Annotated in this window: 9 protein-coding genes; 6 read left to right on the top strand and 3 right to left on the bottom strand. The window is 40.9% G+C overall.

From position 1 onward, the window contains the following. Window positions 1-31 precede the first annotated feature (31 nt). From H8692_RS03335 to H8692_RS03325, 3 genes are all read right to left on the bottom strand, one after another. Complete coding sequence (locus tag H8692_RS03335) at window positions 32-955, bottom strand: Ig-like domain-containing protein (RefSeq protein WP_187524985.1); 924 nt, start codon at window positions 953-955, stop codon at window positions 32-34. Further along, a complete protein-coding gene (gene tadA / locus H8692_RS03330; RefSeq protein ID WP_243206882.1) occupies window positions 955-1,419 on the bottom strand; it encodes a tRNA adenosine(34) deaminase TadA in 465 nt (154 codons plus the stop codon). Before tadA ends, H8692_RS03335 begins: the two co-directional genes overlap by 1 nt. A gap of 96 nt (window positions 1,420-1,515) precedes the next feature. Then, window positions 1,516-2,412, bottom strand: coding sequence for a hypothetical protein (locus tag H8692_RS03325; RefSeq protein ID WP_177270865.1), 897 nt, complete (start codon window positions 2,410-2,412; stop codon window positions 1,516-1,518). 59 nt (window positions 2,413-2,471) lie between these two features. Here H8692_RS03325 and H8692_RS03320 point away from each other — a divergent pair, with 59 nt between their 5' ends. The 6 genes from H8692_RS03320 to H8692_RS03295 all read left to right on the top strand — a co-directional run bounded on the left by H8692_RS03320 (window position 2,472) and on the right by H8692_RS03295 (window position 12,025). After that, complete coding sequence (locus H8692_RS03320) at window positions 2,472-3,110, top strand: CvpA family protein (protein ID WP_177270864.1); 639 nt, start codon at window positions 2,472-2,474, stop codon at window positions 3,108-3,110. Further along, window positions 3,110-4,090: a helix-turn-helix domain-containing protein gene (locus H8692_RS03315; RefSeq protein ID WP_177270863.1), complete on the top strand. Its 981-nt coding sequence runs from the start codon at window positions 3,110-3,112 to the stop codon at window positions 4,088-4,090. Before H8692_RS03320 ends, H8692_RS03315 begins: the two co-directional genes overlap by 1 nt. A gap of 85 nt (window positions 4,091-4,175) precedes the next feature. Then, window positions 4,176-6,491 (top strand): M28 family metallopeptidase, encoded by a 2,316-nt coding sequence (locus tag H8692_RS03310; RefSeq protein ID WP_177270862.1) that lies wholly within the window; start codon window positions 4,176-4,178, stop codon window positions 6,489-6,491. 187 nt (window positions 6,492-6,678) lie between these two features. Further along, window positions 6,679-8,844: a M28 family peptidase gene (locus H8692_RS03305; RefSeq protein WP_177270861.1), complete on the top strand. Its 2,166-nt coding sequence runs from the start codon at window positions 6,679-6,681 to the stop codon at window positions 8,842-8,844. Window positions 8,845-9,026: 182 nt separating this feature from the next. After that, window positions 9,027-10,655, top strand: coding sequence for an amidohydrolase (locus H8692_RS03300; RefSeq protein ID WP_187524984.1), 1,629 nt, complete (start codon window positions 9,027-9,029; stop codon window positions 10,653-10,655). Between the two features lie 2 nt (window positions 10,656-10,657). Then, the gene (locus H8692_RS03295; protein WP_187524983.1) at window positions 10,658-12,025 is read left to right on the top strand and encodes a Sapep family Mn(2+)-dependent dipeptidase; all 1,368 of its coding nucleotides are present in this window, start codon (window positions 10,658-10,660) and stop codon (window positions 12,023-12,025) included. Window positions 12,026-12,363: the final 338 nt, after the last annotated feature.

The following is a 12,363-nucleotide window of genomic DNA, read 5'->3' as shown; positions in this document are numbered from 1 at the left end:
GGTGAGCTTTTGGCTCACCTATTTTCTTATGTTATTTTTTCTTGTTTTTGGAATTCTTTTGTTTTCCTGTCTGGTTTTTAGGATTTGTGGCGCTCTTTTTGCCCTTTTGTTCCTGAGCCTTAATAACTTTTATTTTATATTGGCTTCCGGCTTCAGATATAGGCCTTGGCGCGGAAACTTTTTTAGTTGAAGCTGCTTTTCTTTTAGCTGCTTTTTTTGCTTCTTTAGCTTCAAATTCTGCATCAAGCTCGGCTTCTTTTGCTTTTTGTTTAGCGAGTGCTTCAGCTTGTTTTGCCTTTTTCTTCTGGTCTTTTTCCACGATTTCTTCTACAGATTTACCTGTTCTTTTGGCTTCTTTATATGGATTTACGGTTTCTTTTTTGTTTTTCTGTTCATTTTCTTTTTCGGCTGCTTTTTTTGCGCTTCTGCTGGTAAAGAATATCATTCCGACAATCATCACTACCATCATTATTGTATATACTGTAGTGGATTTGGATTGATCAAGCGTTTTAAATTCAATGGTTTCTTTGGTTCCCAGTCTGGTGCCGTCTGTAGACTGGAGGCCGTCGCCTATAGTAAGCTTATACTTTGTATTTCCGGCGATAGTAACATCTGAGTCTATAACATCCGAAACTATCATCATAAGCCCTTCTTCTTTATGACTGTAATAAACTTTGATAGGAATAGCGTCGCCGTTTTTGTCTGTAAGTTTAAATTCCTTGGCGTTGGCCTTTCTCACGTCTTTGGATTCGGGAAGCATTTCCTTGCTAAAATAGATCTTGACACTGAGATTCTCTACAGAAACACCTTTGGCTCCGTCTTCGGGAGTCGATGACTTGATGGTAAAGCCTGCTTTTTCTGAGGCGGTATCCGACTCGCCTGCTGCAAAACTTGCAGGGGCCAGCATAGCCATCGTTATAATCATTAGGCAGATCAAAGCTCCTATTCTTTTCATTACTGTTTTTCCTCCGCTTTCCTTTTTCTTAATTGTTTAAAAAAGTCTTTCATTATGCCGGAGCATTCTTCCTGCATAAGACCTGTTTCTATTTCGGTAAAATGATTGAGTCTGCGTTCCTGAGGAATATTGAACACTGAACCGCAGGCGCCTGATTTTGGGTCCATGGTTCCTATGTAAAGTTTTTCGATTCGGGACCATACTATGGCTCCGGCACACATGCTGCAGGGTTCTGCCGTTACGAACATAGTGCAACCGATGAGACGCCATCCCTGTAAATGCTCGGCGGCCTGCCGTATGGCTGCCATTTCTGCATGTGCGGTGGGATCCTTTCTTGTTTCGGTCTCGTTGTGACCTCTGCCTATGATCTCACCGTCTCGTACTATTACTGCACCGACGGGAACTTCTCCCATATCGGCAGCTTTTTTTGCTTCCTCAAGAGCTTCAAGCATATACTTTCTCATATACCTTACAATGGTATCATATTTTGGCCTGTCTATCAAGGATATTTTGGTTTGTTTTTTATTAGGGCAAGGCAATGGGGAGGACATGAAAGGATACTATTTACTTGAGTTTTCTGCGGAAATAGGGAGTTCCTCTATGTGACCGTTATACCTGTTTATGGCTGCAATCCAGTAGCCATATATCTTCTTTCTTCGTTCGTCTACAGACAGAGTTTCATCGTGGGCTTCTGCTTCCATTCCAAGTATAGGCTGCCAGAATACGAAACCGGATTTCCCTCCGTCAGGCTGTTCTTCCGGGAAGAATCTTCCGGGAATGCCGAGAAAGTAATGGGTATCCTGCCATCCGTACAGAAAGTGTCCGTATTTTGTCATGGGAGCGTTTGATCCGGGAGATATCATAGGGAAAAGACTGCAATCGGTGATTTTTTTCCATGTCGCCTTTGTCATATCTTGATCGAAAGGAATTATGTCGGCAAAACTATCTTGTTTTTTTGCGATCTCTATACAGTTTTCGAGAACAAATTTATTGTAAAAAGGGCTGTAGTCCTTAGGTGTGGTGTTTTTTGCGGAAGTTTCTTCTTTTGAAAGCGTAAGATCGCCGCTGAGGACAGGGTGGAGCGCTTCGCGGGAATTGACCATGGACATTGCCGCAACAATAGCGGTGGAGAAATCCCAAAGAGCCATGCCCTGTCCGTCCAGATCGTTGAGATTTATACGGAAGCTGCCTTCTCCCGTGCCGTAAGCTGATAGTGATATGTTGCCTATCATATGATAATGGCGTTTTTCTTTTTTTACACCCGTGAAAATGAGTTTATATGAGTATTCTCCTCTTGGGAAAAACTTCACATTATCTACTGTAACAACGATAAGGCCTTTATCTCCATCGGTCTGTAATTTGATATATCCTCGCATTTCTTTATCCTGATCAAAAGAGAATCGTTTATTCTCCTCTTTCAGCATAATTGGTTTTCTGGTGATATTTGTGAAATCCATTGTGTCCTCCTTGTTTATTCATAGTTTTTTTAGTAATATATGAAAAGAGGGGAGAGGCTATGATTTTAGACATTATAATAATAATAATTTTAATAGTACCGATGTCAGTGGGATTGTTCAGAGGTTTCATATATATGCTGCTGCGTACTTTCAGCTGGATAGGAGCTGTAGTTGCGGCGTTTTTTCTTACAGGTCCTGTATCGAGAGCCATGCGGGATGGTTTTGCAGGAGATATGATATCTGACGGGGTTTCAGGGAAAATCAGAAGTTCGATGTCTTTTTCGGACACTATTCATGAGGGGCTTCCTGATATAATAAGCGGGGGGCTGAAAACGGCCACATCGGGGGCGGTTGATATCTTCTCAGAGATGATTACCAATGTGGTTATATCAGTGATAAGTTTTCTGCTGATTGTCTTTGCTGTAAAATTATTGGTCAGATTTTTCATAAAGCCTGCAGCAAGGCGCAGGGATCCGTCGATTTTAAGTGCGACGGACAAGCTCATGGGGCTGATGGTAGGTTTTTTTGAGGGTTTCCTTATGGTTTTCATTTTTATGGCACTGCTGATTCCTGTCACCGGACTGGCTTCTGAGGGAATGGCCCAGTCGATAGTTGAAAATCTCAAAGAGTCGGTGATAGCAGGACCTTTGTATGATAATAACTTCCTATTGGTTATAACGGGAGGAGTTTTTTCTTAATGTTTGACGATTTCTTCTTTTTCATGTATATCTTTGCCGGCTTTGCAGGAGTACTGGCAGTTATTCTGGCAGTGCTGCTGATAAAATATTGGTCATCCGGAAACAAGATTCTTCTTGGAGCTATACGAAATTTTACAGTCTGCACAGCATTGATAGATTTTCTTTACTTTTATTTTGATTACGATATGATTGTGAACGGCAGATATGGAAGTAATGCATTTCTGAGAATTGCAGACATTGGACTTTTTATAGGGCAGGTATATTTTTGGGCTGCTTATCTGAGAGAAAAGAGTATGCCCGGCAGTGAAAAGACAATGCGGGCAGAAAAGCTGTCTTTTGCTTTTATAGTGGTGTGTGCTGCTTTGGCTATAGCGGGATATGGCTTTCTTATGAGTGATTATTACAGCGCAGATACGCAGATAGAGCGTGTGGGAGCTATTGTTATTGAAGCAGCTATAAGTATTATTCTTACCACGGTGAATCTTTTTAATCTCAAACTCACTCTTCCTGAAATAATACAGAAAAAATGCAGACGTTATATAATATGGATTTCGGCGCTGCTTACCATTAACGGAATGTGGAACGGGTTTCTTGTGATATCCATGCTTACAGGGAATCTGGGATATATGATGCAAACTGTTTTTGATCCGACATCACTGTTTATATTAATTATAAACATAATGACTATACTTTTGATATTAAGTGAAGATTTTTCTGCCTTGTTTAAGGCTTCTGAGGATGTTAATGATGAATCTGATTGTCTAAATATACGGTTGGATTATATTGCTGAAACACATTTTCTAACTGAAAGAGAGCGTGAAGTTATGGAGTTGGCTTACAATAAAATGACTAATCCCGAGATTGCACAGAAGCTTTGTATTTCTAAATATACTGTGAAAAACCATATGCATAATATATTTGAAAAACTTGATATTTCAACGAGAACAGACCTTATAATGTTTATAGATAATGAAAAATAGTCCATAGTGGACTATTGATTTTTACTCTTTGTACGATTAAATTGTGATTAATCTGAAAATTCAATTTAATCGGAAGGAGTGTATAATGAAAAAAACATTGCTTGGAAAAGGCATGGTCGCTGTTACTGCGACCTTGGTGGTGTTGAGCGTGGTGTCTTTTACAGGATGTGGCGCCAGCTCTGACAGTGCGGTATCTGATGACATCGCAGCTCTTGAGAAAGCTGTAGATGAAGGATATGCTAAGGAGATGACAGAAACCTTGGCTTATGATAAAGCGCTTAACGATGTGGACACCAATTACAGAGGCGGAGGAAGTGAGGCGGAGATTGCCGCATCAGAGTATTTGGCGGAAGAGTTTGAGAAGATAGGTCTTTCTGATGTGACTCGTGATGAAGTTATTGTTGACGGCTGGCAGACCGGTGAAAGTTATATGACTGTAGGGGACATCAAGATAGACGATATGGTTTCCTATCAGGCTACAGGAAGTCATAATACTAAAGGGGAAGCGAATCCGGTATCTATCAGAGATATGAGTCAGGCAGAGACAGGCGACCGAAAAATTGCAATAGATAAGGACTGGTCTTCCATGGAGATAGTAAATGTCGGTACAGGTACTCAGGAAGAGTATGAAGGGATAGATGCAGAAGGCAAGATTGTGCTGGCAGCAGTGAATCAGTGGACGGAGAACTGGATAGACCAGCCGTATACGGAAGCTTTTTATCATGGCGCAGCAGCTATCGTTACATATCAGTATGAAGAAGATCAGCAGGGATATGGAATGTATGACCTCATAGATAATGAGGACGCGTGTGATACTATTAATGTCCAGGATATATGTGCAGAAGATCTGATCCCGTGCGGCAGTATCTCCCCTAAAGATGCAGGCAAGATACTTGGGATGATGGAAAAAGAAAAGACTGATACTCTCGGTGACGTTGACTTTAAACTGACTTGTGACGTAATGCCGGATACGGAAGCCTATAATGTGGTAGGAAAACTCCCGGGAACGGAGAACACAGGGCAGCAGATAATTATCAGCGGTCATTATGATAAGTATCATGGCGGGGTTAATGATGACTGTACAGCTGTGGCTTTAACGGCCGGAATAGCTAAGGCAATGATTGATTCGGGATATGAGCCTAAAAATGATATTTATTTTGTAGCTCATGCAGCTGAAGAGTGGGGCCTATCGGGAGCGGCAGATGACTGGGCGATAGGTTCATGGCAGCAGATAACTAAAAAACATCCTGAATGGCAGGGAACGACTCTTGCCCTAATCAATTTTGAAATGCCGGCAATAGAATCCGGACAGACAGAAGGAACTGTTCAGACAAGTTTTGAATTAAATACAGCTGTGGACGGGTTTATTGAAGAGGATATGCTTAATTCTTCATATTATAAAGATGGTGTAACTGTTTCCAATGATCATAATATGGGGATGAGTGATTGTATCTCATATCAGCGAAACGGGGTTCCGGCTATAATCAACAGTCCTGATTTTGATGAGCCTGTAGAGGGAGAAGTAAGCAGCAGCAAAAACTGGATGATGGACAGATATCATACAGTGTATGATGATATGAGTACATATTCTTCTGAACTCATGGAGTATAATATTGCTTTTTATGGCGGTATGGCAGAATATCTTGATACAAATCCGGCTCTTGAGCTTGATATAACATCAAGATGTGATATGCTGAGCGAACAGATTGAAGGGACAGAAGCATACCTGACTGAAGATCAGCAGGGACTCATAGAACAGTACAAAGAGAATCTTGAGCAATTAAGGCTTGCAGGCGAAGCTCAGCTTAAGAAAGCTCAGGATATCAACGCAGAATATCAGGAAGCTTATAAAAATGAAGCAAGTGCTGATGAACTTTCAGATATTACAGCTAAAGGAACACAGCTCAATAAAATTACTCTGAAAGCTTTCAGGGCTATGGAAGACGAACTAATGGGCATGATTGGATCAGATACTAACATGACGCTTCATATGACTGCGCAGGCAACTTTGGAGGGATATGACAAAGTTATCTCTGATCTTAAATCCGGGGAGGTCACCGATGAGGGTGATGACAGTACATTAGCTTCAATAGCGAGCCTTGGAGGAGGAACAGAATTTACTGCATTCGGATACAGCAAGTATTCTTATGATAAGCTTTTGGAATCTGTAAACTGCGATGTTGTAACAGATACATGGGGATATGGAAAGTCTGCGAGACTCATCGATACATACGATGCAACACAGAACGTGATGACTCAGCTTTATGGAGAAGGTACGGCTGATTACAGTGCTTCTGTTGCAGGTTATGAGGCAGCGGCTGAAAAGATGAAGGAGGCGCTTGTAGGATTTGTTGAAAAAGAAGTTGCCGGTATGAATAAGGTGACAGAAATTTTAAAGTAATAAAATATTGAAGCTTGAGGCTTGAGGCTTTCCGGGATATTTGGAAAGCCTCTTTTTTAGTGAGAAGGGGATGATATAAATGTATACAAAACAAAATATCAGTAGATCATTGCTTTTTTTGCTAATTTAATGTAAAGTTGGATTAATCAGAAAATTCAATTCATTTAACTGAAGGGAGAGTGAAATAATGAGAAGAGGCTTTAAGAGATTGACTTGTCTGGCAGCTTCACTCACAATGGTTATTTCTATGACGGCATGTGGAGGCTCGGACAATAAGGTAGACTCTGATTTGTCTGTAGAGGCTGATGTACAAAATTATATCGACAGCATAGATATGGAGTATGCATATGATCTGGCTGAAACACTGGCGTATGATGAAGAATACTGGGACAACGAACTGGGATGGAGAACTTCCGGTTCTGATGCAGAACACAAGACCGCTGATTTTCTTGAAAAAGAGATGAAAGAGATTGGGCTTACAGATGTAGAGAAAATTGCCACTACAGTGGACAAGTTTCAGTTCAACGATTCAAAGCTGACGATCGAGGGAACTGATATAGATCTTATGCCTGCGTCATATCAGTGCAACGGTACTGATGCCGACGGGATAACAGCGGAGATCGTAGATGTAGGAACAGGTTTTGAAGCTGACTATGAAGGTAAAGATGTATCAGGAAAGATAGCGCTTGCCGGAGTAGATCAGTGGAATGAAGCATGGATAGATAATTATATAAGACAGGCCTATGTAAACGGGGCGGTTGCTATTGTAACTTATTCTACCGGCGGATACGGAGAGCTTAATGATGATACTGTAAATGTACAGGATGTTTGCTGCGCTGACCTTATGCCTGTAGTTGCAATAAGCCCTAACCAGGCAGAAGATATACAGAAGGCTATAAAAGATGGGAACAGCAACGCGACATTGATGGTTGATGCAGTCATGGAAGAGGGAACAGGAACGACTTATAATGTTGTGGGAAAGATAAAAGGAAAATCATCGGATCAACAGATTCTTGTTGCAGGCCATTATGATAAATATTGGTATGGATTCCAGGATGATTCGGCTGCTGTTGCTCTGGATTTTGCAGTAGCAAAGGCGCTTATAGATTCTGATTATACTCCTGAAAACGATATTGTAGTAGTGGCTCACGGAGCAGAAGAATGGGGCGTTACAGATTCTCAGTTCGATTATACAACCGGAGCATGGGGCATGATGCATGAAGCTGATCTGGGATGGTCAGGAAAAACATTGGCGCTTCTAAACTGTGAACTGCCGGCATTTGAAGTTGAGGAGAACAAACTTAATATAGCATGTGTGCCTGAGTTTGGAACATTGGTAAACAAGATGGTAAGCGAATCAGGTCTTGTTGCGACTTCGGGAGATGTGACAGTTTCAGAGGAAGCAGGTTCTGTGAATGTTATGGAGGATGGTGTGTCTTACAGATGGCATGGGGTTCCTTATTTGATAAACGGATTTGAAGACGATACATTCATGCAGCAGAGATATCATACGTCTTCAGATGATAAAGATACATGGCATGAAGATACCATGAAAACAAATCTCAACTGGTACGGGGCTTTCGCTATATATATTGATAAGATGCCGGCATTGGAGCTTGATATCCAGACAGCATGCAGTGATCTTGAGGAAAATTTTGATGAAGAGATAGCGAACAAGGCCGGAGTTGATACAGCGGCATATATGGATTCTCTGAAAGATTTTAAAGAGGCGGCAGGAAATCATAATGATAAAATCGCAGATCTGAATGATAGATATGAGAAAGCCGTAGAGGAGAACGCATCTGATAAGGACATAGAAGAGCTCAGAGAGGAAGGCGCAGCTCTCAACAAAATAACACTGGAGGCTTTCAAAATCATACAGGAAGAATGTACTAAAACAGATGATGTAGATGTATATACAGGACATCCTAATCTTGATGCTAATATTTCTTCTCTGGAGGGAATGATAACGGCTTTAGAGCAAGAGGAGCTTTATGCTGAAGATGAGGAATCCGGAGCTCTTGATATAGCATGGACATTGAATGGAGAAAAAGATTATGCTTATTATCTTTTCGACCAGAGAGTCGGCGATGATATTATAGCTCAGTATGATCCTGAAAAGTTATCTGATAACAAAGCGTATTGGGCGCTTGACAGAATGATTCCCGTATGCTATGTAGGCGAGACCACATATGACTTAGTAAGACAGGCTGATGATGAGAATGCTGATATTGATTATGAAGGTGCGATAAAGACCTATAAAGACCAGCTTAACAAACTGCTGCCTTATGTGAAGACATACAGTGATCAGGAGATGGCGGCAATGAAGACAGTAACAGACATGTTCAAATAACTGCAATGCTGCCGTTGAAAATTGCCGAATCCGAAATAATATGAGGGGATTCGGCAATTTTGCAGTTAAAATAATTATAAAATACGGCTTGACCATACCTGAGGGCAGGATAATATAATAAATAAAAATTCTGTTTAAAACCTATTAAGCCTGTAATATATTATATGAAGAAGGAGGATTCTATGAAAGCTGATAAAATTTATATAAACGGTAATATTTTTACTGTTAATGAAAATGATGATTGGGCTGAGGCTGTGGCCATCAGAGGTAATGAAATAATTTATGTTGGTGACAATGCCGGCGTACAGATCTTTCGTGCAGAAAATACAGAGATATGTGATCTGAATGGCAAGATGATGCTGCCGGGATTTATCGACGGTCATTGCCATCCTGTGATGGCGGCTCATTATCTCTGCGGAGTATATCTTCAGGTGGAATGGAGCATTGAAGAATGCCTTGAGGAAATACGCAGATTTGTCAGAGAGAATCCGGACAATCAGACATATTTTGGAATAGGATATGCAGAATGGATATTTGATGAAACCGGACCTAAAAAAGAGCTGTTGGATGATATTTGTGCTGATAAACCTATGATGATATTGGGAAGCAGCGCTCATGAAGCTTGGGTCAATACAAAAGCTCTTGAGATCGCCGGCATAACAAAAGAGACTCCTGATCCAATACCGGGTTTTCATTATTTTCACAGAGATGCTCAAGGGAATCCTACGGGGCATTTGCTGGAAATCTCCACACAAAGCATGATAATGGATAAAGTAGATTTTTTTGATGACAGGAAAATAGAAGGAGTTATAAAAGAAAATTCTGATGGCTATGCTTCAATGGGGGTTACGTCTACTTGTGATATGGGATCGCCTGAATTTGGTCTTAAAGTTTATTTTGGAAAAATTCCTGAAATGATTGAAAAGGGAACTTATAAACAGAGATTCTTTGGATGCGGCCGTATGGTAGCCGAGAAAGAAGATGTAGATATCGTCATGCCGAGATTGAGAGAGTATAGGAAAAAATATGATTCCGATAAATTCAGAATACATTTTCTGAAAATAATAAACGATGGTACACTTGAAACCAGATCTGCGGCTTTAAGCCAGCCTTATGATGAAGATGGATCGATGGTATATCCTCTTTTTGACAGGCAGGAAATAGCCAGATTAGGTGTTGAAGCGGCGAAAGAAGGTTTGGATATCAATGTTCACGGTATAGGAGATGAAGCTATAAGCGGTACGCTGGCTATGGCTCGGGCTGTGAGAGATGCCGGATATAATGACTGCCGTATAGTGAACTCTCATTGTGATTATGTGAAGGATGAAGAATTGTCGCTATTTGGTAAATATAATGTGGTTGCCAATACTACATGTGTCTGGCATTACGGAAATCCTGATATGGAGAAAGTCATTGGAGACAGACAGAATCATACGTTTCGGCTTAAGACAATGATAGCGGGAGGATGCCGTATGGGTCAGGGTTCGGATTTTCCTGTAGACGAGTTTGGCAGAGAGCCACTTAAAGGAATAGAAATGGGATGTAGCAGGCAGCTTTTTGATCATCCGGAACTTCCTGTGCTCAAACCTTATGAAGAAAAACTTTCTGTTAAAGACGGTATAAAGAGTTATACGATAAATAACGCTTATCAAATGCATATGGATCATAAACTTGGATCTATACAGCCGGGGAAATATGCAGATCTGGTGATTCTGGAAAAGAATCTGTTTGATATCCCTGTATCAGAGATACATAAGGTAAAGATTTGTGAAACAGTGATGGATGGTAAAACCGTATATAAGGATAATTAAATATGAACGAAAAATTAAAAAACATATTAAAGGATTACAAAGATGAGATGACGGAAAAGCTTCAGGAGTTTATAAGAATAAAATCTGTTACAGAAGAAAATCCTGAGGACTGTTCAGAGGAAGCTCCTTTCGGAGAAGGTCCGAAAAAAGCCATGGAATTTATGATAGAACTTGGTAAGTCTAAGGGATTCAGGTCTGTCAATTATGATAATATGGTATGCGAACTGGAATTCGGAGATGACAAAGACAATGCGGTCGGAACTATAGGTCACGTTGACGTTGTTCCGGCAGGCGGAAACTGGACATATCATCCGTACGGCGGGCAAATACATGAAGGAAGGATATATGGACGCGGAGCGGTAGACGATAAAGGGCCTACTATAGCAGCCTTTTATGCTGCTCTCGCCATAAAGGAGAGCGGCCTTCCTCTCAGCCGGAATATAATTCAGATAATCGGGACTAACGAGGAAGGCGGCAGCTTCCCGTGTCTGCGTCATTATCTGGAGAACGCTGAACGTATTCCATCCTGTGGTATCGTTCCTGATTCGTATTTTCCTATATGCTTTTCCGAAAAACATTTCGTCAACACAAAACTTACAGCAAAATCTTCTATAGATGGAGAAGCGGTGAAATCAGTAGGGAAAAGACGGATTCTTAAAAGTATAAAAGGCGGAGATGCGCTGAATGTGGTTCCGACTTGGGCAGAAGCTGTGTTTGCAGACGAAGATGGCAATATAATTCAAACCATAAGAGAGAACGGAGTCTCGGCTCATGCGTCAACTCCATGGCAGGGAGAAAACGCCATAGCTAAGCTAATAGAGAACATAGCAAGTCAAAGCTTTGAGCCTCATGATATCTGCCGCACTATTGGTAAATTACCGGAGCTTCTGTGTCGGGATGTCACCGGAGAGGGGCTTGGTATTTGTGTGCGGGATGAGACTGGGGTGACTACTAATAATGTGGCGCTCATAGATTATGAAGATGGAATTTTGTCTGTTTCGTCTAATGCGAGACTGCCTCTTTCGCTGGGGATAGAAGAAATGTCTGATAGGATAAAAAAATCCATAACAGGCACAGGCATGTCTATGGAGGTGACACATTTCATAGAGGGCTTTTATACAGATCCCGAAAGTGAACCTGCAAGAACTCTGATAGAAGTATACAGAGAAGAAACCGGTGATATGGATTCTATGCCGTATGCAAACGGCAGCGGATCGTATGCCAGAATAATGAAAGGCTTTGTGCCTTATGGAATGGCTTTGCAGAGTGAACCTTTGCAGTTTCATGTAGAAGATGAATCTGTTTCTTCAGACTGGCTGTTTAAGACCGCTCAGATCTATGCAGAAGCTCTTTACAGGCTGGCTAAGTAATCTAATGGATTCTGAAGTTGATTTTGATACAGCTATTTGATATAATATTAAACAAATCTGAGAATGAGGTGAAAGGATGTATAACTTTTCTTGCAAATAATTTATATATGAGCAGTTATATCGTTTTTGCGGTATTGTCTGCAGTTTGCATGAAAGTTAGCAAAGCTTTTTATAACATGGGAGATATCGGTTTGCGGTGTTGACGGAATGTGATAAAATCTGCTGCCGGATATGATAGGTGTATCAGCAGATTTTGTACTTAATACTCGGGTCAATAAAATAAATTGAATTTTGAGCTGTTTTGAGCTATGAGAAACTACTTTCTTGTAGCTCTTTTT

The organism is Lentihominibacter hominis (assembly GCF_014385065.1).
Taxonomy (GTDB): domain Bacteria; phylum Bacillota; class Clostridia; order Peptostreptococcales; family Anaerovoracaceae; genus Lentihominibacter; species Lentihominibacter hominis.
This window is presented reverse-complemented; position numbering and strand designations above follow the sequence as displayed.

Coding starts and splice junctions, on each gene's coding strand:
- H8692_RS03335 (WP_187524985.1), bottom strand. CDS start 955: ATGAAAAGAATAGGAGCTTTGATCTGCCTAATGATTATAACGATGGCT.
- tadA (WP_243206882.1), bottom strand. CDS start 1,419: ATGAGAAAGTATATGCTTGAAGCTCTTGAGGAAGCAAAAAAAGCTGCC.
- H8692_RS03325 (WP_177270865.1), bottom strand. CDS start 2,412: ATGGATTTCACAAATATCACCAGAAAACCAATTATGCTGAAAGAGGAG.
- H8692_RS03320 (WP_177270864.1), top strand. CDS start 2,472: ATGATTTTAGACATTATAATAATAATAATTTTAATAGTACCGATGTCA.
- H8692_RS03315 (WP_177270863.1), top strand. CDS start 3,110: ATGTTTGACGATTTCTTCTTTTTCATGTATATCTTTGCCGGCTTTGCA.
- H8692_RS03310 (WP_177270862.1), top strand. CDS start 4,176: ATGAAAAAAACATTGCTTGGAAAAGGCATGGTCGCTGTTACTGCGACC.
- H8692_RS03305 (WP_177270861.1), top strand. CDS start 6,679: ATGAGAAGAGGCTTTAAGAGATTGACTTGTCTGGCAGCTTCACTCACA.
- H8692_RS03300 (WP_187524984.1), top strand. CDS start 9,027: ATGAAAGCTGATAAAATTTATATAAACGGTAATATTTTTACTGTTAAT.
- H8692_RS03295 (WP_187524983.1), top strand. CDS start 10,658: ATGAACGAAAAATTAAAAAACATATTAAAGGATTACAAAGATGAGATG.